Source organism: Ruegeria sp. AN6 (assembly GCF_056540425.1).
This window is the reverse complement of sequence record NZ_JBQFWR010000001.1, coordinates 425,332-446,865: the sequence shown is the minus strand read 5'-3', so window position 1 is coordinate 446,865 and position 21,534 is coordinate 425,332. Positions and strand designations below refer to the sequence as shown.

Genomic DNA, 21,534 nt, shown 5'->3' with positions numbered 1-21,534 from the left:
TGAGGTATGAGCGACAAGTTTCTGAAAAACACATACAATCTGAACTCTGCCCAGGAAACGCAGGAACACTATCAGAATTGGGCGGCGTCGTATGATGATGAAGTCGATGAGCATGGCTACGTCACCCCGGATCGTGTTGCCGCAGCATTGTGGTCATTTATCTCAGATGCCGAGGTGCCGGTTTTGGACTATGGCTGTGGCACAGGGCTTTCAGGTGTTGCGCTGAGCAAGGCCGGTTTCCACGTGATCGACGGCATGGACCCATCGCCGAATATGCTGAAAGGGGCAGCGGCCAAGGGTGTCTATCGCAATCTGATAGGCTTTGACGTCACCAACCCCGAACCGATTGAGGCGGGTGCTTACTCTGCCATCACATCTATAGGGGTTATTGGAGCCGGCGCGGCTCCGCCTGAAACCTTTGATCTTCTTATGAATGCGTTACCACGCGGTGGGTATCTGGCCTTTTCTTTCAATGACCATACCTTGGCCGATCACGCCTATACCGCGCGTCTCAACGATTGGCTGGACATGGGGCACGCACGGTTGTTATTTCGTGAATATGGCCCTCACCTCCCCGGAATGGACATGAAATCTAACGTCTACGTTGTTGAAAAAGCGTGAGATTCATAACGCGCTTTGCGCCTTCTCCGACAGGTCCATTGCATCTGGGCCATGCATATTCCGCACTTCTGGCCCGTGATCAAGCGCAGGCTGCAGGTGGAGAATTCCACTTGCGGATCGAAGATATAGATCAGTCGCGTTCTCGCCTTCATTGGGAAAACCAAATCTATGACGATCTGCACTGGCTTGGCCTGACATGGCCTCTGCCGGTGATGCGCCAATCAGATCGAATTCAAAAATATCGACACGCGCTCGAAACCTTGATCGATCTGAAGTTGGTCTACCCTTGCCAATGTAAGCGTGCCGATATCGAGGCCGCGGCTGGGGCCCCACAGGAAGGAGCGCCCCAGTTTGGACCAGATGGGCGCATCTATCCGGGTACATGCCGTCAGCGGCTCCTGCTCGATGCGGGCCCCGAGGATGTTCTTCGCCTCAATATGGAAAAAGCGCTAGAGGCGTCAGAGCTTCGCACTTTTCGTGAAACCGGAGCGAAACATGCGGGAACACACTCACTTAGTGCCGATACGCTTGTCAACGCAGTCGGCGATATCATCCTCGTTCGGCGCAATATGGGCAGTTCTTATCATTTGTCCGTAGTCGTTGACGACGCAGATCAGAACATAACGCATGTGGTCCGAGGTGAAGATCTGTTCGACGCTACGCAGATACACGTCTTGCTACAGGGCTTGCTTGGGCTTCCAACGCCGGTATATCACCACCACCGTCTAATCCGGGACGAGGCTGGCAAACGGCTTGCAAAACGAGATGATGCGCGCGCGATTTCTCTCTATCGCGATCAAGGCGCTACACCGGCCGAAATCAGAGCGATGGTCGGGCTTTGATCTGAGAAGCAAACCGATCGCCTAACGCTTCATTCAATCGGTGACATAAGCTCGACTTCGGTGCCATCGCGAACCGCTGTATAGAAACAACTCCGCCGATTTGTGTGACAGGCCGGTCCGGTTTGTTTCACTACGATCAGAAGGCAATCCCGGTCACAATCGACGCGAAAATCCACCAACTCCTGCACATGGCCCGAACTTTCGCCTTTGACCCAGAACGCCTGTCGCGACCGCGACCAATAGGTGACGCGCCTAGTATCCAACGTGCGCTCGATGGACTGGGCGTTCATCCATGCCATCATAAGAACCTCACCGGTTTCTTCATCCTGCGCAATCGCAGGGATCAAACCAGCCTCGTTGAATTTCAGTGTCGACGGGTCAAACAAGACTGTGTCAGCCATCGCAAAAACCTTTTGCATCCCAGAATCTCGCCATTATGTATGGGGAATAGAAAACGAGGGAAAGCCATGAGCGGCGAAACCGATCTAATCAAGCTCTATTCCGGACGCATTCTGGCGCTGGCGGCGGATATTCCGCATCTGGACCGCTTGGAAAGTCCCGATGCGACAGTGAAAAAACGTGCACCTTTATGCGGCTCGACAGTAACTGTTGACGTCAAAGTCGAGGATGGTCGGATTACCAACTTCGGGCAAGATGTTAAGGCTTGTGCTTTGGGCCAGGCTTCGGCTTCGGTTGTCGGCAGCGCGGTGATCGGTGCGACACGGGCTCAGGTAGAAACCGCGCGCGATCAGCTTTCGGCAATGTTGAAGAAAGACGGCCCGGCCCCCGACGCTCCATTTGACGGGCTCGAGGTTTTAATGCCCGCACGGGACTATAGGAACCGGCATGCGTCGATCTTGTTGGCACTGGACGCAACTGCGGAAGCGATGGAGCAGGTAGAACAAGCCAACTGCGCCTGATCGTGGCCTTTCCAAACAAAGACGTATAGTGTGCCCCTAATTGATTTGGGGGTTAACGTGAACAATTTGCTGGAACATTTCGTGACGCTTTGGGTTGTAATCGACCCTATCGGCACGATCCCCGTCTTTATCGCCGTCACTGCCGGTATAGCCGCTGGGGCCCGTCGCAAGACCGCCCTATTGGCGGCATTGGTGAGCGCGGGAATACTAATGTTCTTTCTCATCTTCGGACAACTTGTGATCGAGGCTTTGGACATCGGCCTGAACTCGTTTCAGGTTGCCGGTGGGATAATACTGTTCCTCTTCGCGTTGACCATGATTTTTGGCGAAAGCAAGCAAGAGATTGAACAACGTCAGGCCGAAGAGGACCTGGACGATAAAATGCACAAGACCAACCCGGCCATTTTCCCGCTCGCCGTTCCATCCCTCGCCTCCCCTGGCGCGATGCTCGCTATCGTTGTTTTGACCGACAACAACCGATACAGCGTCGCTGATCAAAGTATCACTGCCATGGTTATGCTAGCTGTGATCGCCATCGCGTTTGTGCTGATGCTATTGGCAGAACCGATCATCCGATTAATCGGTCATTCAGGTGCAGCCATCATCAGCCGCGTAATGGGAATGATCCTGGCCTCAGTCGCGGTCAACTCTGTCCTGTCGGCGACGATTGAGATCATCAAAACCGGTCAGCTTTAAAAAAGAACCGCCGCACCTTCCGGGCGGAAAGGGCGGCGGCAAGTCATGCGTTTCTCATGTAGGGTCCGGATTACCGCACGGGGCCGAGGCTGGCCCCTTCAAGGGAAATGGGACAGGCAGGTCACCCTTGATCATGACGGGGAAACAAGCGCGGTATGATCGGCACGAGATCGCAGGCAGAAAGGCTTAGAACCCGCTTGGCAGGTGAAGGGCAACCACCAGCATCACAACCAGAGAAACCGCGCCTGCTGCATCCTGCAAGATCGTGGATTGCGAACGGGTAAAGGCAGTCTTGATCTGGCTCAGCATGGTCTCACCTCCGGTCAGGTTTAATCATTTGTTGACCTTTTGTTCTCATATTTTAACGAGTCGGTAAAGAACTTTTTGGGAACATTTGTGAACTTTATGGGATTTACAGTCTAACCCACTGATATCAAACGGATCGCCTTGTCCTGTTTCATGAGCCACAAAAGAACACGCGCCGCCTGGCCTCGGTCCGATGTCAACTTGGGGTCTGAGGAGAGCAACGCGCGCGCATCAGATTGCGCCACTGCCATCAATCCTGCCTGGCGTTCGAGATCGGCAATCCTGAACTTAGGCAAGCCAGATTGCGCTGTGCCGATCAAGTCACCCGCGCCGCGCATCTGCAAATCGGTCTCAGCAATGCGGAACCCGTCCTCGGTTTCACGCAGAACTTCCAGACGCTTGCGGCCACCTTCGCTAAGTGGCGGTTGATACATCAGCAAACAGGTCGAAGCATCCTCTCCGCGTCCAACCCGCCCCCGCAACTGGTGCAATTGCGCCAATCCGAAAATCTCTGCCCGTTCAATCACCATGATTGTCGCATTGGGAACATTGACCCCAACTTCAATCACCGTGGTTGCGACTAGAACCTTGGTTTGGCCGGTCTGAAACGCCGCCATTGCAGCATCTTTTTCGGTGGGTGGCATCTGGCCATGCACCAGCCCCACCACATCATCCCCCAAAAGCGCGCGCAGCCGCTTGAAACGCTCCTCGGCGGCGGTCAGGTCTGAGACTTCGGATTCATCGACCAGAGGACATACCCAATAGCATTGTTTGCCCGCATCAATCGCGCCGCGCAGGTGGGCCACAACCTCGTCCATGCGCTGCGTGCTGACGATCGCGGTCTTGATTGGCTTTCGGCCAGGTGGCTTTTCATCAAGAACCGAGACATCCATGTCACCATACTGCGCCAACGCCAAACTGCGCGGGATGGGCGTTGCGGTCATCACCAGAACATCCGCGCGTTGACCTTTTTCGGACAATTCCATCCGCTGGCGGACACCAAAACGATGTTGTTCATCAACGATGGCCAGCCTTAAGGCCTTAAACTCGACATCGTCCTGAAATACCGCATGGGTGCCGACCAGTATTTGAATGTCACCTTGTTTCAGTGCGGCCAACTTCGCCCGACGTTCGGCCCCTTTGTCGCGCCCGGTCAGGATTTCCAGCACAACTCCGGCCTCTTCGGCTAAGGGTCGCAATCCTTCAAGATGTTGTCGGGCAAGGATCTCGGTGGGAGCCATCATCACCCCCTGCCCGCCTGCTTCAACCGCGATCAAAAGCGCTATAAACGCCACAAGCGTCTTTCCCGCGCCGACATCGCCTTGCAGCAATCGATTCATGCGGGAACTAGAGGCCATATCCTCCGAAATTTCTTCGATTGCAAGGGATTGAGCATCGGTTGGTCGATACGGCAAGCTTGCAAGCACCTTAGATTGTAGCGCCCCTGTCCCGAGACTGATGATGCCACGCGCCTTCCGCTCACGCTGTCGTGCCAGAGCCAAAGTCAGTTGATGGGCGAGCAATTCATCATATGCCAGACGCTCCCTTGCAGGTGCAAAAGGGGCTACGTCATCTGCCCCATGCGGATGATGAGCAGCACGAATTGCAGCCGACCAGTCGGGCCAGTTTTGCTGAGCCACCTGAGCTGGGTCTGCCCATTCAGCCAGAGCAGGCACCCGTTTGAGTGCGCTTTGCGCCGCCTTGTACGCCGTTTTCTGCGTAACGCCCTGGGTCAGATGATAAACCGGTTCAAACTCTGGTAACTCACCTGCGTTTTCTGGCGCAACCATGTGATCGGGGTGTACCATCTGGGCCATTCCATCAAACAGTTCCAGCTTTCCCGAAACCACGCGGCGCGCACCCTGCGGCAACAGTTTCTTCAGATAATCCCCGCGCGCGTGAAAGAACACTAGTTGAAAATCCGCTTGGCTGTCCTCGACATGAATGCGGTATGCACCACCTTTGTTACGCGGAGGCCGGTGGGTTCCGATCGTGACCTCTACCGTCAAGGTGGTCGGAAGATCGGCCCCTTGTATGGTATCGCGTCGGCGCCGGTCGATCACCGCATATGGCAATGAAAACAAGACATCTCGCGGCGACTCGATGTCTAATTGGCCGAAAAGTTGCGCTGTTTTCGGTCCCACACCATCCAGCGTTTCAAGTCCTGCGAACAGCGGAAAGAGTTGCTCTGGCCTGCCGCTCATAGATCGCCGATCAGTTGAAGCCAGCCGTCTTCATCCAGGGTTTCTATACCCAGATCGGCCGCCTTCTTTGCCTTGGAACCCGCACCCGGACCCGCCACCAACAAATCGGTTTTTTGGCTGACCGAACCCGACACCTTGGCGCCCAACGCCTCGGCACGCGCCTTGGCCTCGGCGCGGGTCATCTTCTCAAGCGTTCCTGTAAAGACGACCGTTTTTCCTGCAACCGGGCTATCCGATGCAGGCGCATTTGGCGGAACTATGGTTAAGTGACTGCGCAGTCCATCAATCGCTTTGCGTTCGTCCGGGTTGGCAAAGGCGTCAGACAGCGACAGCCCCAGCGTGGTTCCAATGCCATCAATTCCAATCATATCCGTCCAAGCGCTGGCAGCGTCCGCTGGTACATTTAGCTTAGCAACCGTAGCATCCCGCGCCTCTTTGACTCTGGCGCGCCGACCTTCTTCTATAGCTGCGATCCTTTCTGCATCTTCCGCTTCGTCAGCGGCACGCTGCGCAAGTGCTGCGGGTCGCGCCGTATCGATCGACGCGGTCATTTGATCCCAATCCCGATAGAACAGGGCCAAATCCCGGGCGCCGACTTCGCCCACATGGCGAATTCCGAGCGCAAACAACAATCGAGCGAAGGGAATGGTTCGTTTGTCATCAATCGCGGCGAACAGATTGCTGGCCGAGGTCTCTCCCCAACCGTCACGGTTTTTCAAACGGGCAAGATTTTCAGCGTCCCGTTCTTTCAAGGTGAAGATATCGGCAGGTGTGTTGATAGGCAGAACGGGGTCGTTGTGGAACATCTCGATCTGTTTGGCACCGAGCCCTTCGATATCGAAGGCTTTGCGCGACACGAAATGTTTAAGTTTCTCCACCGCCTGCGCAGGGCAAATTAAACCCCCGGTGCATCGGCGTACCGCATCACCTTCTTCGCGGATTGCCTCACTGTCACATTCCGGGCATGTCGTTGGAAAGGAATAAGGTTTCGCATCATCCGGTCGTTTCGACAGATCAACATCCGAAATCTTTGGGATCACATCCCCTGCCCGATAAACCTGCACCCAATCGCCGATGCGTATGTCTTTGCCATCGCGGATAACCCCGCCTTTGGCGTCCCGCCCCGCGATATAGTCCTCATTGTGCAGCGTCGCGTTCGACACAACGACCCCACCGACAGTCACAGGATGCAAACGTGCAACCGGGCTAAGCGCTCCGGTCCGACCCACCTGAATGTCGATCGCTTCAAGCCGGGTCCAGGCCAGTTCGGCCGGAAATTTATGCGCGATCGCCCAGCGGGGCGTTGTCGAGCGGAATCCCAACCGGGATTGCAGACTCAGATCATCAACTTTGTAGACCACCCCGTCGATGTCATATCCCAAAATCGCGCGCTGTTCTTCGATCGCGCGGTAATGATCCAGCATCTGACCTGTCGTGGAACAGAGACGCGTAAGCGCGTTGACTTGGAAGCCCAACGCTTTGAGTCGTTCGATTGCCCCCATTTGCGTTTCAGCCAGAGGTTTCGACAGTTCGCCCCAGGCATAGGCAAAAAACTTTAGTGGACGTGATCGAGTTATTTCCGAGTCCAGTTGACGCAGCGAACCAGCCGCTGCGTTACGCGGATTTGCGAAAGTCTTTCCACCTGTTTCAATTTGCCGTGCGTTCAGCGCTTCGAAATCATGATGAGACATGTAAACCTCGCCGCGAACCTCGAATATATCTGGAGCACCTTCAATTCGAGGCGGAATATCCGACACAGTGCGCGCATTGGCGGTCACGTTTTCCCCGGTCTCACCATCCCCTCGGGTCGCCGCCTGAATCAGCTCGCCGTGCTCATATCTTAAGGATAACGAGAGGCCATCGATCTTTGGCTCGGCTGTATATTCAAGTGGTGCGTCTTCCCCTAACCCGAGATACTTGCGGATTGAGCGGTCAAAATCGGCAACATCCTCCTCGTCAAAGGCATTGCCAAGTGACATCATCCGCACTGCATGCGTGACTTTGGAAAACCCGTCTGAAACTTGTGCCCCTACTTGATCCGAAGGGCTGTCTGCACGTTTTAGTTCCGGAAAGTGCGCCTCAATATCGGCGTTGCGACGTTTGAGGGCATCATAATCGGCGTCTGATATTTCCGGAGCATCTTCAGTGTGATAAAGCTGGTTGGCCCTCTGCAACTCCTTGGCAAGCCGAGCTAGTTCTGCACGTGCTTCGTCTTCCGTCAATTCTGCGATTGCAGTGGTATCGCTCATGGCCCCGCCCTGTCACGTCATATTAGAATCCAGTGATAGGACGAGGCCATGATCAGGTCCAGTGTTGTGCTGAGACGCGAGTGAAATTACCGTCCTGGACCATCGACGGTAGCAGTCAGATCAATTCAGGCGCCAACGGCAAGGCGGGCTTCACCCATATTGCTGGATTGTGGATCGCGCAGAACATAACCGCGACCCCAGACTGTTTCGATATAATTCTCACCACCAGTGGCATTGCTGAGCTTCTTACGTAACTTGCAGATGAACACATCGATAATTTTCAATTCTGGCTCATCCATGCCGCCGTAGAGATGATTCAGGAACATCTCTTTGGTCAGAGTTGTACCTTTGCGCAGGCTTAGAAGCTCAAGCATCTGATATTCTTTGCCCGTCAGGTGCACGGTCTTTCCTTCGACCTCGGCGGTCTTGGCATCCAGATTGACGGCCACCTGCCCTGTGTGGATCACGGACTGGGAATGCCCCTTGGAACGCCGGATGATCGCATGAATACGCGCCACCAGCTCTTCGCGATGGAAGGGTTTGGCCAGGTAATCGTCTGCACCAAACCCGAAGCCTTTGATTTTGCTTTCGGTGTCGTCCGCGCCCGACAGGATCAGGATCGGTGTTTCCACGCGTGCGATCCGCAGTTGGCGCAGCACTTCGTGGCCGTTCATATCAGGCAAATTCAGGTCAAGCAGAATGAGGTCATAATCATACAGCTTGGCCAGATCGATTCCTTCTTCGCCAAGGTCCGTCGCATATACGTTGAGATTTGCGTGCGTCAGCATCAATTCAATGCTCTTGGACGTGGTTGGATCATCCTCGACAAGAAGTATGCGCATTTTTCACTGCTCCAATTAGGTCAAATTCTTCAACTGATCTGAGCCTGAATAAAAATGGTTAATCTGACGTTACCGTTGAATCATTTATTTAGCTTCTCCTTTAGGTTGTCGATATTTTTTTAATGCAGTCACCTTCAGCGCATCGATTCCGTGCTCTGCGACGGCTGACACCCAGGAATTGAATTCCTCATCGCTGATGCCGTAGCGTTTCTTTGCATCAGACAGGGAAATCAGCCCGTAAAGCACTCCACGCACGACAACTACTTTGCGCGAAGCTACCCATCGCCGCGTGTCTGCCGGGGGTAGATCGGCGCGTGTTAGCACGCTTCCATCCGGAAAGGTGACCGATCTTGGACCTTCCACTTTGTGCAAATACATCTGTTCCACCTTCTTCTGCTGCGACAAAGCTGCATCCAATCTACTTAAAACGGTGTGAAACCGCCCCTTGAGAGTGTGTAGAATTTTCCTATATTCTGCCGGTCTTTCTTAACCCGGACTGGAACCGTCAATGGCCCTCGATACCGAGACCCCGCTAAACTCGCTTGGCTTTGCCAAACCGCCCTCGGAAACGCGGGTGGTTGTGGCTATGTCTGGCGGCGTGGACAGCTCTGTTGTCGCGGCCTATCTGGCTGATCAGGGCTATGACGTTGTAGGGGTTACGCTGCAGCTTTACGACCACGGTGCGGCGCTTGCCAAGAAAGGTGCCTGTTGTGCGGGAATCGATATCCACGACGCGCGCCGCGTGGCCGAAGAGCGAGGCTTCCCTCATTATGTTTTGGATTATGAGAACATCTTCAAAGACGCTGTAATCGACGAATTCGCTGACAGCTATCTGGCAGGAGCGACTCCGGTGCCTTGTATCCGCTGCAATGAGCGGGTGAAGTTCAAGGACCTGTTGGAAACCGCCAAGGACCTAGAGGCCGACTGTATGGCCACCGGTCATTATATCCAGCGCAAGATGGGAACCAATGGGGCCGAGTTGCATAGTGCTGAGGATGCCAACCGCGACCAGTCTTATTTCCTTTTCTCGACAACGCCCGAGCAGTTGGATTTCCTGCGCTTTCCTTTGGGGCACCTGCCCTCCAAGGACGCCACGCGCGAGATGGCGGCGCAATACGGGTTGGCGGTTGCGGACAAACCTGACAGCCAGGACATCTGCTTTGTACCGAACGGCAACTACGCCAGCGTAATCGAAAAGTTGCGCCCAGGTGCTGCAGAGCCGGGTGAAATCGTACATGCCGATGGCCGTGTTCTGGCACAGCATGATGGAGTGATTCACTATACAATCGGTCAGCGCCGCGGGCTTGGCATCGGTGGCCTAAGCGAGCCGTTGTATGTGGTAAAGCTGGACGTCGACAAAAAGCAGGTTGTCGTCGGCCCCAAAGAGATGTTGGCTACACGGACCGTTCCGGTGCGTGAAATCAATTGGCTTGGGGATGAACCCTTCACGTCAAAAAACGAATGGCATGTTTCGGTCAAGGTCCGTTCGACCCGCCCGCCGCGCGAGGCGATCATTCGGCCTCTGTCCGACACAACGGCCGAGGTTGAGCTGTTTACACCCGAAGAAGGTATCTCTCCGGGTCAGGCTTGTGTGTTTTACGAAACTGGTGGAAGCCGCATCTTTGGCGGTGGCTGGATCTGGCGCGGTTATTAAATCGCGTCAGTCCAGGAATTGCTGAGGATATAGATACCGGCACAGATCATTACGTAAGGAACCAGTTTCTCAAGTCGCCGCGCAAACCCGCCGGTCATGATCGGAGATCGCGCGCCTAGCAGACCAAGCATGGTTAGCGTCAGGGCCGCAGCAACCGCACCTGTAACGCCTGCAATACGGTAGCTTGGGGCCGAGTCTGCCAAAAGCGGTGCGAGCACAGCGAACGTATCCATCGACAGGCTTATGAACAGCAACATCGTTACAACGGTTGAGGCACCTGAGGATACTTGCGGTGCCTCCTCGGTCTCTGATCCCCGAAACTGCCGGATAACCCCAATCACGCCGAGGCCAAGCGGGATCACACCCAGATAGCCAGCCCAATGTGGCACCACGTCATCGACACCCAAAGCCAGCAACAAGGCGGCGGCGATGATCAATATCTGCGCAAGCAGGAACCCCGCAACGGTCCGTCGCGGACCGGAAACCATCATCAGCGCAACAAGCGCTGCGAGGTTGTCGAGGTTAGTCAGAACCTGTGCCATGTAGGCAGAGGCGGCAAAGATCACGTGATCCAGCATCACGTGTTCATTCTGTCCAAAACGGCTTTTGCCGCGCGCAGACCCGGCGCCTCTCCATCCCGCCCAAGACGCTCCATCGTCATCGCCATAGCCTCATGTTGGGCGTCCGGCGTAGCTGCAACCTCTTCCAGTGCTGCCGCGATCTTTAGCGGCTGGCAGTCGTCCAACAGACATTCAGGTACAGCACGCGTGTCCGAGACCAGATTGACAAGCGTCACCGTATCGAGCTTGACCATGCGCTTCGCGATCAATGTGGTCAGCCAATTCAGATTATAAGCGATCACCATCGGCGTTGACTGTGCAGCCAGTTCCAATGACACGGTGCCCGATGCCGCCAATGCCAGATCGGCTGACGCGAAGGCCGCCCTCTTCTGCGCCTGTGCCTCGTCCGATGGCAACTTTCGCGGATCGACAACAATCGGATTGCCCGGCCAATCCCGAACTTGTTCGGCAACCACATCAACCATATGCGCAACGGTTGGAACAACGACACGGGTATCGGGTCGATCTGTCAGGAATTCTTGCAGAGCAGCGCCAAATATCGGGGCCAATCGTTCGACCTCTCCCCGCCGAGAGCCGGGTAATGCGAGCACAATTGGAGCGTCGCCCAAGTCATGATCCGCACGGAATATCTTGATATCTGGTTCAGACGCAATCGGCTCGTTGACGACGGGGTGACCGACAAAATCACACTCCATCCCTACCCGCTCCATATAGGGCGGTTCAAACGGCAGCAGCGCCAGAACATGGTCGATCACCTTCGCCATTTTGTCGGCGCGCCCGGGCCTCCAGGCCCAAACGCTGGGTGCAACGTAGTGGACGGTTCGAATATTGCTGGACGCCTTCACCAGTTTAGCGACCCGCAGCGAGAAGTCCGGACTGTCGATGGTGATCAACACATCCGGCTGCGTGTCCAGAACCGCCTGAGCGGTCTCGGCGATCCGGCGCTTCAAGTGAAAGAACTTGGGCAGAACCTCGACCAATCCCATGACGCTGAGTTCGGACATGGGAAAGCGGCTGCTCAGTCCTTGCGCCTGCATCAGTGGACCGCCGACCCCATCAAACTGCACCTCTGGCGAAAGGGTTTTAAGTCCCTCCATCAAAGCGGCGCCCAATCGGTCGCCCGACGGTTCACCGGCGACCAAGAATACGCGCATCAGACGGTGCGCTCGCGAACGTAGAGAAATAGACCGAGGCGATTGCACTCTTCAATCACTCGGTCCCGTTGCAGGACAATGACACCGCCCTTTTCGATGACAATACCTGACAAGCCCGCCGCAACCGCGCCCGATACGGTGCCGGGTCCGATAGCAGGCATATCCGCGCGCCGGTCCTGATCGGGTTTGGGGCCTTTGTACAGAATACCCCCACCCGCGTCAGGGCGTTGGGTCAGCGACTGCAACATCCAAGCAGTACCATAGATGCCCTCAATTGCTAGCGCTTGCCCTTTCAGCACTACACATGCCTGACCGACATCTGCAGTCCCCATGCTTCGCAGGATACCTGCCGCACGGTCAGCATCTGCGTGATCAGTATCCGAGGGTTGTGCCTCAGTCAGCGCGCCGAGCGGCGGTAGCAAATCCGGTGCGATCTCGTGCGCGGCACGGACCGTCAAATCAGAATCTTCAAAAATCCCGATAACCGCGCGCAGGGCACCGTCATCACCGGCCATAATGGCCTTTTGTAAAATCGGGACCAATGGCATCGTCGCAGCATCAATGCGCGCAGGATTTACGGTGGGCCGGCGCACAGCCCCGGCCATGCAAATCTCGGTCACGCCGCGCGCTTTCAGATCGGCGATAAAGCTGCCCAATTCCTCAAGCGGAAAGACCACGTCAACATTCAGCCTATCAGGCTCAAACCCTTCCAGCGCGCAAATCAAAGGTCGGTTCGGCAAACATGCAACCACCTCGTCCGGCAATGCCCCAGTTCCCGCGATCAGCGCCAACATGTCTTATTTCCTCGGCGTCAGGAAGGAACGGTCCGATTGCCCCGTCACAAACTCGACAATCTGGCGTACATATTCGTTGTCGGCCTCCTCGCCCAAGCGATTGGCGCGATCCATGAAGGTGCCGTCACCTTCCGACAACTCTTTGAATGCCGCGCGCAGCGCCGAGATATCTTCGCGCGTGACACCGCGCCGTTTCAACCCAACCAGATTCAATCCATCAAGCTCACCGCGTGGTGCCTGAACCAGACCATATGGAATCACGTCGTTCGGAACCATAGTCAGCGCACCGATGATGGCCCCGCGACCAACGCGAACGAACTGATGCAGACCCGAAATACCACCGACGATGACGTCATCCTCGATAATGCAATGACCTGCTGCGCCTGCATGGTTCACCAAAATGACCCGGTTACCGATCTGCACATCATGCGCAACGTGGACTCCAGCCATCAGCAGGCAGTCATCACCAATCCGCGTGACGCCACCGCCGCCATCCGTGCCGGTATTGATGGTGACGTGCTCGCGAATGCGATTGCGTTCACCGATTTCAAGCCGTGTATTTTCGCCGCCAAACTTTTTGTCTTGTGGGATTTCGCCGACAACAGCAAAGCTGAAGATCACTGTGTCGTCACCAATTGAGGTATCGCCGGTGACTACCACATGGGACTTGAGCTCAACCCGATCGCCTAGACGGACGGACGGCCCGATATGGCAGAACGGACCAATCGTGCAGCCCTGCCCGATCTGCGCACCGTCTTCGATAATGGCGCTGGGATGAATGCCGCTCATGTTGTCTTTTCCATGTCCCAGTCGACATAGGCCGAAAATTCGGCTTCGGCGGCGACCTCACCCTCAACGGTCGCGCGACCACTGAACTTGAAGATCTTGCCGCCTTTCTTGCCACGCACAGTTTCGACATGCATCTCAAGCACGTCACCGGGCACGACTTTGCGGCGGAATTTGCATTTGTCGATGTTCATGAAATAGATCAGCAATTCACTGTCGATCACGTCCATACCAACACCCAACATGACACCTGCAGTCTGCGCCATCGCTTCGACAATGGTCACACCGGGCATGATCGGCGTGCCAGGAAAATGACCCTGAAAATGCGGCTCGTTCATAGTGACATTCTTGATGCCAACTGCAGATTGATAGCCGTCAATATCCACGACCTTGTCGACCAGCAAAAACGGATAGCGATGCGGCAATATACGCTGAATCAGCTGAATGTCGGCGCTCTGGGTTTCCGTGGTCATGGTGCGGATGTCCTGTTTTGGATGTCTCTTTCAAGCGTGGTTAGCAATACGCGTACTTAAGGGCAAGCCAGCCTATTCGTCATTAGCGTCTTCAAGTGCAGACCCGTCGCCAATTGCCGCGTCAATCCGGGCAATTGCGGTATCGGTAATATCCGACGCATCCGAGCTGAGAACAACATTTGAACGCTCGATGACAATCGACGCCCCATATTCGCGTAGAAGTTCGATCAATACAGGTTGAGCCATCTCAAAGAACTGATTGCGTGCTTCTTCTCCGTGCCGCGCCAAAGCATCCAGTTTGGCTCGTTGGCCATCCCGATGCGACTGGACTTTCTCATCGAAAGCCTCGGCCAAAGGTCGAAATTCACTGGCGGACATTTCAGAGCGCTTGTCCGTCAGGTCTTTCTCTTCTTTGCTGAGCTGTGCCACGATCAACTCATTCTCATCCGCTAGCAGAGCGCTCTCGGCCTCAATCTCGCGAAAAATGCGCTGACCGAAACGAGAATCAGCAAATAGCCGTTCACTTGAAATGGTAAGTACGTCTGATTGCGGAACGCCCAATTGTTGCGCCAACAATAGACTTGGCGCCATCAGGGCCGCCCAAACACACAGGGCCCTTAGCGGGCCCTGCAGATTATTCATAACTTTAGTCAACATCTGGGATCAGAACTGTGCCTGAATGGTCAGGTCAAAGCTCTGTTCCTTGTCGAACTCTTCTTTCTTCAGCGCTTGTGAAAAGTTGAAGCGCAGCGGACCAAATGGCGTTGTCCACAGAACCGAGACACCGACCACATGGCGGATGGATCCGCTGGCTCCGACGATATCGGCACCCGACGTATCCACGTTGTTGATGTTGTAAAGGTTACCTACGTCGTAGAATAAACCACCCCGCAATCCGAGCTCTTCAGGCAAGCCTAAGGGGAAATCAGACTCGAACCGGGCAACCCAATAATAGTTACCACCGATGGCATCGTCCTGACCGTTGGAAAGGTCGCGCGGCCCAAGACCGGCAGGTTCGAAACCACGGAACGTGTTCGGGCCAAGCACAAATCGATCAATGGTCCGGCTAAAATCATCCCCGGTCCAGTTGAGCGCGCCAAGTTCCAGAGATGCCCGTAGCACGACCTCCTCGTTGAGTACGCGTTTCTGAGCGATCGCGCGGGCTGTGGTCTTGATATACTCGTTGTCGCCGCCCAATCCAGCTGCATCTACGCCAAGCTCAAACAAGACGCCTGCATTGGGATTCAAGCCACCCAATCGACTGTCGTACACATAAGAAACACCAATCGAACTGCTGGTTCTTTTGCCCTGAGCAATTTCAGAAGCGATGACCGCCCCATTGGTCTCGTTGCTCTGCTGGGTCATTTCGCTTTGGTTCCAGCCGTAACGCAAACGCAGCGCTGAAAGTTCGCCGATGGCATAGCTGACCTGAGGATTAAAAAAGACGGTTTTGGTGTCGTAACTCGCAAAGCTTGAGTTGGTGCTTGCAAGACCCACCCCAAGATCAAAGCGTAATTTCCGCCCCAGCAGATAAGGTTCGGTAAAGTTAATTGTATACTGCTCAGAATCTTGAGCCGTCGAAAGCGTGATCCCTAGATTCTGGCCACGGCCCAGGAAATTGGATTCGTTCAGGCCAATGGCGATCCCGAAACCGTCCGAGACTGAGTAGCTACCACCCAGGCTAAGCGATCCGGTTGGTTGTTCTTCAACATCGACATCAACGATGACCTGACTTGGAGATGTACCTTCGCGGGTTTCAACATCAGCGGTTGAGAAGAAGCCCAGCGCACGAATACGTTCGGCGCTCTGACGGATTTCTCGGGGATTGAAGGGGTCACCTTCCACGGTATCGAATTGCCTCCGGATCACCCGGTCAAGTGTTGTGGTATTGCCTTCGATGTCGATGCGTTCGACAAAAATACGCGGGCCGCGGGTTAGGACAAACTGAACATCCAGCGTCAGATCACGCGGGTTGCGCGTCACCCGAGGTTCAACCCTCAAGAAATCAACGCCCTGTTTCAGACCCAGACGCTCAAGTCGAGCAATCGAGTTTTCAATCAAAGTCGGCGAGTAGATAACACCAGGCTTGACCTTTAGTGCTGCCTGATAGGGTGCCGGATCGACGCCAGGAATTTCGCTTACAGTTGAAATCTGACCAAAGGCGAATCTCTGACCTTCGGTGATATTCATAACCAGGAAAAACGCATCCCGTTCACGCGTGAATTCCACATTGGCACTGTTTACTCGGAAATCGATGTAACCGCGCGAAAGGTAGAAATCGCGGATGACCTGCTTATCGAATTCGATACGATCAGCAATAAACGTGTCGCCCCGCAGGAAAGTCCGCAGAATATTTGCTTGTTTGGTCTCGAGCACACGACGCAGGCGGCGGTCCGAGTAAGCACGGTTGCCAACAAAGCTGACGCGCTCAACTTCGATGGTGGTGCCTTCGGCCACCTCAAAAACCAAATCCACACGATTGTCATTTCGGCGGATGATGCGTGGAATCACCGTTGCTGACACCCGGCCCTGCGCCGAATAGATCTCGGCGATCAAATCTGCGTCGGCTTCTGCCAATTGCGGGGTAAAGACACGGCGGGTCTGGGATGAGATCGCCTCGAGCAGTACGTCATCCTTAACGCGACGGTTCCCCTCAATGCTGATCTGATTAATCGTCGGGTACTCTTCAACCGCAATAACCAGTGTGTTTCCGCGAGGAGTCAGTTCGACTGTTTCAAAAACACCACTGTCAAGCAAACGCTGAAAAGCATCATTTATCTGTCCGGCACTGACAGTTTGCCCCGGTTCGATTCCCGTTCGTGCGATGATTGTCGAGGTTTCGATCCGTCGATTGCCTTCAACCTCGAAGCGGTTAATCGTGTAAGATTGCGCCTGAGCAGGATCCGGTAATACCAGCAAACCCGGTGTAGCAAATAGAAAAAAGAGCGTTAGTGCCTGCCACAAAATATTGGTCTTCTGCCCTCGAGCGCCGCAGAATGTGCTCGTGCCCCTGCAATCAGTCATTTTTATCACTACCCAGAAATCTCAGCCTGTAGTTGCTGAGTAGCCGGATTGAGAAGCCATGTCAAAAGAGCAAACACAAAAAAACGGCCCGGTGGGCCGTTGCATTTTCATAGCCTTGGTCTGAAGAATCACAAACCGACGAGATATCCGCCTACAGCCAATGCCAAGGCGGTTACGCCAAAGCTAAGTAATACATCCCAGTTCAACTGAAAAAGGACGCTGACGCTTTTGTAAGATCTCTGCAACGCTTCGGTCATCGCTCTCAAGCCCGCTCATTGAATTACACCAATGAAGATACGCTTCAATTGCGGCAATATTGCGTCCAAATGGCGCCTGTCACGCCTTATTCAGCAGAACAGGTCATTGCTGACAGAGAAGATCATCAACGAAAGGATCAGCGTTATCCCAATTCCCATCAAAATCCGCAGGGCATTGTCACTGGGTGGTTTGCCCGAGACGGCTTCGTAGGCGTAAAACAACAAGTGTCCGCCATCAAGCGCTGGGATCGGGAACAAGTTCAGCAGCCCAACCGCCGTAGAAAGTACCGCGATAAAGAAGATGAAATTCTGTGCGCCTTGACTGGCCATCGCGCCAGAGGTTTCCGCAATCCCGATCGGGCCGGAAATATTGCACGTGCTGATCGCCCCCGTGATCATGTGCCACATACCTGACAATGACCCTTCGATAATGCGTCCGGTCTGAGCAAAACCGGTTTTTACGGAATCCCAGATGCCGGCGGGAACAGTCTGAGGTTCAAACATCATTCCCCGAACGATCCCGATCCGCCAGTGGGTCACAAAACCTCCATCTGCTTTCGGCTCGTCGGTACGTCTGGGGGCCAGCGCAAATTCAAGCTCGGTTCCATTGCGCCAAACGTCCAGAAGCAACACGCGCCCGTCCGAGCTTTCGACACGTTCTTTCAATTGTTCGAAATTGAAAATTGGGTCGCCATCGATCGCTGTAATTACGTCGCCCTGCTGCAATTGTATGTCCATTGCAGCGCTGCGTGGTGTAACCTGCTGGATCAACGCTGGAAACAGCCACGGGGCAGAAACATCGATGGTCTCACCGTCCCGGATTACAGTATAGTCCAGTTCAGGCTGTACGGGCAGAGCATCAACGAAATCCGACCAACTGCCTGCATTATCAAAATCCGGTGTCGGCACGCCTGCAATCGCAACAATTTCGTCCCCTTCAAGCAACCCCTGCTCGACTCCGGGGAGCGGCTGCAAGGAACCGACTGTCAAAGGTTCTCGTGATACGCCTTGCGACCAGTACACAAATCCAAAAACCAGGATCGACATCGCGAAGTTGAATATAGGCCCAGCCGCCACAGTGGCGGTACGTGCCCACAGCGGTGCCCCATGCATCGTTCGACGCAATTCTTCCGGGCTCTGCTCGACTATTTCGTTCATCGCATCCGTATCTTTGCCAGACGCAGCGTTGGCATCCCCCAAAAACTTGACGTATCCGCCAAATGGAAGCAACGCGACCTGCCACCGTGTGCCGCGCTTATCTACCCGGCTCCACAGAACCGGACCGAAGCCGATCGAAAACACTTCGGCATGAATGCCCGACCAGCGCCCGACAATGTAATGACCGTATTCATGCACAGCGACAATCACTGAAAGCGCAATAACAAAGGCAACTATCGTATAGAGAAGATTGCCGAATTGCGGGATCAAAGAGAGTATGTCCAAAGGTATTATCCTGCTCGTTCCAATACGGTTTCATCGACCCACTGACGTGCGAGATGGTCCGTTTGCTGTACATTATCAAGAGTCAACTGAGCATCAATAAGGCCATCTGTCGCCTCAAATCGCTCCAAAACCGACGAAACTGCGTCAGCCATATCCAGAAACCGAATTCTACGGGCGATAAAGTGGTCCAGCGCGCGCTCTTTTGCGGCATTGAAGATCGCACCCGACAATCCGCCGCGTTGCATCACTTCGCGTGCGAGACGCAACGCAGGATACCGGGCCTCATCTGGAGCGCTGAAGCTCAATTGCCCCAATTGAGCCAGATCAAGCCTTGCGACAGGTAGATCAAGCCGCTCGGGCCAGTGCAATGCGTATCCGATGGCATGGCGCATATCGGGCGCACCCATGTGTGCCATCACGGCACCATCCCGATACCCAACCATCGCGTGAACAATAGATTCGGGGTGCACCAGAACTTCGATTTCAGAGGGCTGAATGCCGAAGTATTCTTTTGTTTCTATGACTTCCAGTGCTTTATTGAACATAGAAGCACTGTCGATTGTAATTCGCTGCCCCATGTTCCAATTCGGATGGTTTGACGCTTGTTCGACAGTTGCGTTCGCCAGATCACTCAGCGGCCAATCCCGAAATGCGCCACCGCTTGCCGTGATAATAATCCGCTCGACGCTTGTCATGTCTTCGCCAACAAGGGCCTGAAAGACTGCCGAATGTTCACTATCGACAGGAAGTAGCCTTGCGCCGTAGTTCTGCGCAGTCTCCAGTACCAAAGGTCCTGCACATACCAGCGTTTCCTTGTTCGCCAGCGCAAGCGTCGCGCCTTGCTTAAGGGCTTCGATCCCCGGAGCAAGTCCCGCAGCGCCGACAATCGCTGACATAACCCAATCTGCAGGGCGCGCACCTGCCTCGATCAAAGCCGCCTGCCCCGCAGCCGCTTGAACACCGCTTCCGGCTAAGGCTGAACGCAGGTCATCCAACCTGTCATCAAACGCGGTGACAGCAACATCTGCTCCCAGACGGACCGCATCTTGCGCCAATTTCGAAATATTGCCGCCACCGGTCAGCGCGACGACATCATAGGCATTCGGATTCCTCGAAATCAGATCAAGCGTGTTCTGCCCGATCGATCCCGTCGCGCCGAATATCGATACCTTTCGCATCACATGCCTCCGGGTGCATAAAGCAACCCTGCCAACAGGACAAAGACCGAGGCCCCCATCATCCCGTCGAACCGGTCCAGAAAGCCACCATGACCAGGTAACAAGTTCGAACTGTCCTTAACTCCAAACCTGCGTTTTGTTGAGCTTTCGACGATATCGCCGATCTGGCTCGCCATAGAGGCGAGAACCGATACAACTACGAAAGCCAAACCAAAACCCGCGTAGAACGCAAATAATGTACCAACTATTCCTGCGGCGACCCATCCCCCTATCGTTCCGGACCATGTTTTCTTGGGGCTGACCTTTGGCCAAAACTTAGGTCCACCAAGCGTTTTGCCCACAAAATACCCGGCAACATCCGTCGCTATGACAACAAGGATCAGCCACACCATCCATCCAAACCCCAAGCTTTCGCGTATCGAGATAAACCCCAGACCCGAAGTCGCTATCCAGATCGCAAAAAGCGCGTAGGTACCACGCGCGCACTTGATTTGACCCGCGCCAACCAAAGCAGGTGCCAACAAAAATGGAATTTTATACAGCGGCGGCAAATGGTAACTCAGAACAACGGCGACACCGGTCAATATCGCAAGCTGAATCGCGACACCTCGTTGCTGAGGGTCCACAATCCGCACCAGCTCCCACGTCATGAGCCCGCACGCAGTGGCAATAAATGCCTCGAACCAAAATCCACCCAGCCACACCATGATGGCCGCTATGAGGACCAACACGGACGCTGACAAAACCCGAGCGGTCAGATCAGACCATCGGCCATCACTCATGCCGGAACCGCCCCAAATCGCCGTTCACGCGATCCATAGTTCAGGCATAAGCGTTCCAACTCGGCAGCAGTAAAGTCGGGCCACAATGTATCTATGAATTCATACTCTGAGTAGGCAGATTGCCAGAGCAAGAAATTCGAAATTCGGGCTTCACCACTGGTACGGATTACCAGATCAGGGTCCGGCAGAACCCGCGTGTCCAGATATTTGGGCAGAGTTTCTTCGTCCACATCTTCGGGACGCAAAACACCTTCGGCCACGTCACGTGCCAAACGTTTGGTTGCGCGAGCAACCTCATCTCGACCGCCATAGTTCAAGGCGACTGTCAGATGGACCAGATCATTATCCTGCGTTTCACGTTCAAGCGTATCCATCAGCTCGGTAAGTTTGGCATCCAAACGTACGCGGTCACCGATAAATCGCACCCGGATACCGTTGTTCTTTAGAGTATTGGTTTCTTTGACAATATAGCGTCGGAACAGGCTCATGAGGCCTGCAACCTCCACCTGCGTACGCTTCCAATTTTCGGTCGAAAACGCAAAGATCGTCAGATATTTGATCCCGAGCCCTGGGCAGGCCTCGACCACCTCACGAACACGCCGCGCGCCTGCGTGATGGCCAAACAACCGAGGCCGTCCCCGTGCCTGAGCCCATCGACCATTGCCGTCCATGATAATGGCCACATGGCGCGGACCGGTTTGCAAAGCGTTATCGGGATCCTTTGGCAT

The 21,534-nt window shown here is 54.7% G+C and carries 22 protein-coding genes; 5 read left to right on the top strand and 17 right to left on the bottom strand.

Annotation, left to right across the window (positions count from 1 at the left end; translation table 11 throughout):
* Window positions 1-6: 6 nt before the first annotated feature.
* Window positions 7-621, top strand: a complete 615-nt coding sequence (locus ACR0MQ_RS02200; protein WP_010440009.1) for a class I SAM-dependent DNA methyltransferase — start codon at window positions 7-9, stop codon at window positions 619-621.
* Window positions 618-1,463 carry a tRNA glutamyl-Q(34) synthetase GluQRS gene (gene gluQRS / locus ACR0MQ_RS02195; RefSeq protein WP_480605570.1) on the top strand — a complete coding sequence of 282 codons (846 nt, stop codon included), beginning with the start codon at window positions 618-620 and terminating at the stop codon, window positions 1,461-1,463. Before ACR0MQ_RS02200 ends, gluQRS begins: the two co-directional genes overlap by 4 nt.
* A 29-nt stretch (window positions 1,464-1,492) precedes the next feature.
* On the opposite strand, the gene hisI is transcribed toward gluQRS, so the two are convergent.
* Window positions 1,493-1,882 carry a phosphoribosyl-AMP cyclohydrolase gene (gene hisI / locus ACR0MQ_RS02190; protein WP_480605567.1) on the bottom strand — a complete coding sequence of 130 codons (390 nt, stop codon included), beginning with the start codon at window positions 1,880-1,882 and terminating at the stop codon, window positions 1,493-1,495.
* A gap of 48 nt (window positions 1,883-1,930) precedes the next feature.
* Here hisI and ACR0MQ_RS02185 point away from each other — a divergent pair, with 48 nt between their 5' ends.
* Together ACR0MQ_RS02185 and ACR0MQ_RS02180 are read left to right on the top strand one after the other, a co-directional pair.
* Window positions 1,931-2,383: an iron-sulfur cluster assembly scaffold protein gene (locus tag ACR0MQ_RS02185; protein WP_480605565.1), complete on the top strand. Its 453-nt coding sequence runs from the start codon at window positions 1,931-1,933 to the stop codon at window positions 2,381-2,383.
* Between the two features lie 57 nt (window positions 2,384-2,440).
* The gene (locus ACR0MQ_RS02180; protein ID WP_480606158.1) at window positions 2,441-3,079 is read left to right on the top strand and encodes a MarC family protein; all 639 of its coding nucleotides are present in this window, start codon (window positions 2,441-2,443) and stop codon (window positions 3,077-3,079) included.
* A 186-nt stretch (window positions 3,080-3,265) separates the two neighbouring features.
* Here the strand turns inward: ACR0MQ_RS02180 and ACR0MQ_RS02175 are convergent, their stop codons facing one another.
* From ACR0MQ_RS02175 to sciP, 5 genes are all read right to left on the bottom strand, one after another.
* The gene (locus ACR0MQ_RS02175; RefSeq protein WP_010440002.1) at window positions 3,266-3,388 is read right to left on the bottom strand and encodes a hypothetical protein; all 123 of its coding nucleotides are present in this window, start codon (window positions 3,386-3,388) and stop codon (window positions 3,266-3,268) included.
* Between the two features lie 110 nt (window positions 3,389-3,498).
* Window positions 3,499-5,589 (bottom strand): ATP-dependent DNA helicase RecG, encoded by a 2,091-nt coding sequence (recG, locus tag ACR0MQ_RS02170; protein WP_480605562.1) that lies wholly within the window; start codon window positions 5,587-5,589, stop codon window positions 3,499-3,501.
* Window positions 5,586-7,838 (bottom strand): NAD-dependent DNA ligase LigA, encoded by a 2,253-nt coding sequence (gene ligA, locus ACR0MQ_RS02165; protein WP_480605559.1) that lies wholly within the window; start codon window positions 7,836-7,838, stop codon window positions 5,586-5,588. Before ligA ends, recG begins: the two co-directional genes overlap by 4 nt.
* Before the next feature lie 125 nt (window positions 7,839-7,963).
* Window positions 7,964-8,680 (bottom strand): response regulator transcription factor CtrA, encoded by a 717-nt coding sequence (gene ctrA, locus ACR0MQ_RS02160; RefSeq protein WP_480605557.1) that lies wholly within the window; start codon window positions 8,678-8,680, stop codon window positions 7,964-7,966.
* Between the two features lie 84 nt (window positions 8,681-8,764).
* On the bottom strand, window positions 8,765-9,058 hold the full coding sequence (gene sciP / locus ACR0MQ_RS02155; protein WP_480606154.1) for a CtrA inhibitor SciP: 294 nt from the start codon (window positions 9,056-9,058) through the stop codon (window positions 8,765-8,767).
* A gap of 130 nt (window positions 9,059-9,188) precedes the next feature.
* Here sciP and mnmA point away from each other — a divergent pair, with 130 nt between their 5' ends.
* Window positions 9,189-10,334: a tRNA 2-thiouridine(34) synthase MnmA gene (mnmA, locus tag ACR0MQ_RS02150; RefSeq protein WP_170539558.1), complete on the top strand. Its 1,146-nt coding sequence runs from the start codon at window positions 9,189-9,191 to the stop codon at window positions 10,332-10,334.
* On the opposite strand, the gene ACR0MQ_RS02145 is transcribed toward mnmA, so the two are convergent.
* From ACR0MQ_RS02145 to ACR0MQ_RS02095, 11 genes are all read right to left on the bottom strand, one after another.
* Window positions 10,331-10,912 (bottom strand): cadmium resistance transporter, encoded by a 582-nt coding sequence (locus ACR0MQ_RS02145; protein WP_170470071.1) that lies wholly within the window; start codon window positions 10,910-10,912, stop codon window positions 10,331-10,333. The two genes, mnmA and ACR0MQ_RS02145, sit on opposite strands and share 4 nt — an antisense overlap.
* A complete protein-coding gene (gene lpxB, locus ACR0MQ_RS02140; RefSeq protein WP_170770792.1) occupies window positions 10,912-12,069 on the bottom strand; it encodes a lipid-A-disaccharide synthase in 1,158 nt (385 codons plus the stop codon). The genes ACR0MQ_RS02145 and lpxB overlap by 1 nt, the downstream gene beginning before the upstream one ends.
* Complete coding sequence (locus tag ACR0MQ_RS02135) at window positions 12,069-12,863, bottom strand: UDP-2,3-diacylglucosamine diphosphatase LpxI domain-containing protein (protein WP_170770790.1); 795 nt, start codon at window positions 12,861-12,863, stop codon at window positions 12,069-12,071. The genes lpxB and ACR0MQ_RS02135 overlap by 1 nt, the downstream gene beginning before the upstream one ends.
* 3 nt (window positions 12,864-12,866) lie before the next feature.
* Window positions 12,867-13,652 carry an acyl-ACP--UDP-N-acetylglucosamine O-acyltransferase gene (gene lpxA / locus ACR0MQ_RS02130; protein ID WP_170770788.1) on the bottom strand — a complete coding sequence of 262 codons (786 nt, stop codon included), beginning with the start codon at window positions 13,650-13,652 and terminating at the stop codon, window positions 12,867-12,869.
* Window positions 13,649-14,122, bottom strand: coding sequence for a 3-hydroxyacyl-ACP dehydratase FabZ (gene fabZ, locus ACR0MQ_RS02125; RefSeq protein WP_010439978.1), 474 nt, complete (start codon window positions 14,120-14,122; stop codon window positions 13,649-13,651). Before fabZ ends, lpxA begins: the two co-directional genes overlap by 4 nt.
* 72 nt (window positions 14,123-14,194) lie before the next feature.
* A complete protein-coding gene (locus tag ACR0MQ_RS02120; RefSeq protein WP_480605554.1) occupies window positions 14,195-14,713 on the bottom strand; it encodes an OmpH/Skp family outer membrane protein in 519 nt (172 codons plus the stop codon).
* 72 nt (window positions 14,714-14,785) lie between these two features.
* Complete coding sequence (gene bamA, locus ACR0MQ_RS02115; protein ID WP_480605551.1) at window positions 14,786-17,146, bottom strand: outer membrane protein assembly factor BamA; 2,361 nt, start codon at window positions 17,144-17,146, stop codon at window positions 14,786-14,788.
* Between the two features lie 347 nt (window positions 17,147-17,493).
* A complete protein-coding gene (rseP, locus tag ACR0MQ_RS02110) occupies window positions 17,494-18,846 on the bottom strand; it encodes an RIP metalloprotease RseP (RefSeq protein WP_170770785.1) in 1,353 nt (450 codons plus the stop codon).
* A gap of 5 nt (window positions 18,847-18,851) precedes the next feature.
* Window positions 18,852-20,024, bottom strand: a complete 1,173-nt coding sequence (gene dxr / locus ACR0MQ_RS02105; protein ID WP_480605548.1) for a 1-deoxy-D-xylulose-5-phosphate reductoisomerase — start codon at window positions 20,022-20,024, stop codon at window positions 18,852-18,854.
* Window positions 20,024-20,806, bottom strand: coding sequence for a phosphatidate cytidylyltransferase (locus tag ACR0MQ_RS02100; RefSeq protein WP_480605547.1), 783 nt, complete (start codon window positions 20,804-20,806; stop codon window positions 20,024-20,026). The genes dxr and ACR0MQ_RS02100 overlap by 1 nt, the downstream gene beginning before the upstream one ends.
* A complete protein-coding gene (locus tag ACR0MQ_RS02095; protein ID WP_170770779.1) occupies window positions 20,803-21,534 on the bottom strand; it encodes an isoprenyl transferase in 732 nt (243 codons plus the stop codon). Before ACR0MQ_RS02095 ends, ACR0MQ_RS02100 begins: the two co-directional genes overlap by 4 nt.

What these genes read in the sequence shown, in the direction of transcription:
- bamA (WP_480605551.1), bottom strand. Translation starts at nt 17,146, where the DNA reads ATGACTGATTGCAGGGGCACGAGCACATTCTGCGGCGCTCGAGGGCAG.
- lpxB (WP_170770792.1), bottom strand. Translation starts at nt 12,069, where the DNA reads ATGCGCGTATTCTTGGTCGCCGGTGAACCGTCGGGCGACCGATTGGGC.
- recG (WP_480605562.1), bottom strand. Translation starts at nt 5,589, where the DNA reads ATGAGCGGCAGGCCAGAGCAACTCTTTCCGCTGTTCGCAGGACTTGAA.
- ctrA (WP_480605557.1), bottom strand. Translation starts at nt 8,680, where the DNA reads ATGCGCATACTTCTTGTCGAGGATGATCCAACCACGTCCAAGAGCATT.
- ACR0MQ_RS02185 (WP_480605565.1), top strand. Translation starts at nt 1,931, where the DNA reads ATGAGCGGCGAAACCGATCTAATCAAGCTCTATTCCGGACGCATTCTG.
- ACR0MQ_RS02145 (WP_170470071.1), bottom strand. Translation starts at nt 10,912, where the DNA reads ATGCTGGATCACGTGATCTTTGCCGCCTCTGCCTACATGGCACAGGTT.
- ACR0MQ_RS02175 (WP_010440002.1), bottom strand. Translation starts at nt 3,388, where the DNA reads ATGCTGAGCCAGATCAAGACTGCCTTTACCCGTTCGCAATCCACGATC.
- ACR0MQ_RS02120 (WP_480605554.1), bottom strand. Translation starts at nt 14,713, where the DNA reads ATGGCGCCAAGTCTATTGTTGGCGCAACAATTGGGCGTTCCGCAATCA.
- ACR0MQ_RS02135 (WP_170770790.1), bottom strand. Translation starts at nt 12,863, where the DNA reads ATGTTGGCGCTGATCGCGGGAACTGGGGCATTGCCGGACGAGGTGGTT.
- ACR0MQ_RS02100 (WP_480605547.1), bottom strand. Translation starts at nt 20,806, where the DNA reads ATGAGTGATGGCCGATGGTCTGATCTGACCGCTCGGGTTTTGTCAGCG.
- ACR0MQ_RS02095 (WP_170770779.1), bottom strand. Translation starts at nt 21,534, where the DNA reads ATGCCAAAGGATCCCGATAACGCTTTGCAAACCGGTCCGCGCCATGTG.
- ACR0MQ_RS02200 (WP_010440009.1), top strand. Translation starts at nt 7, where the DNA reads ATGAGCGACAAGTTTCTGAAAAACACATACAATCTGAACTCTGCCCAG.
- sciP (WP_480606154.1), bottom strand. Translation starts at nt 9,058, where the DNA reads ATGTATTTGCACAAAGTGGAAGGTCCAAGATCGGTCACCTTTCCGGAT.
- hisI (WP_480605567.1), bottom strand. Translation starts at nt 1,882, where the DNA reads ATGCAAAAGGTTTTTGCGATGGCTGACACAGTCTTGTTTGACCCGTCG.
- fabZ (WP_010439978.1), bottom strand. Translation starts at nt 14,122, where the DNA reads ATGACCACGGAAACCCAGAGCGCCGACATTCAGCTGATTCAGCGTATA.
- dxr (WP_480605548.1), bottom strand. Translation starts at nt 20,024, where the DNA reads ATGCGAAAGGTATCGATATTCGGCGCGACGGGATCGATCGGGCAGAAC.
- ligA (WP_480605559.1), bottom strand. Translation starts at nt 7,838, where the DNA reads ATGAGCGATACCACTGCAATCGCAGAATTGACGGAAGACGAAGCACGT.
- mnmA (WP_170539558.1), top strand. Translation starts at nt 9,189, where the DNA reads ATGGCCCTCGATACCGAGACCCCGCTAAACTCGCTTGGCTTTGCCAAA.
- lpxA (WP_170770788.1), bottom strand. Translation starts at nt 13,652, where the DNA reads ATGAGCGGCATTCATCCCAGCGCCATTATCGAAGACGGTGCGCAGATC.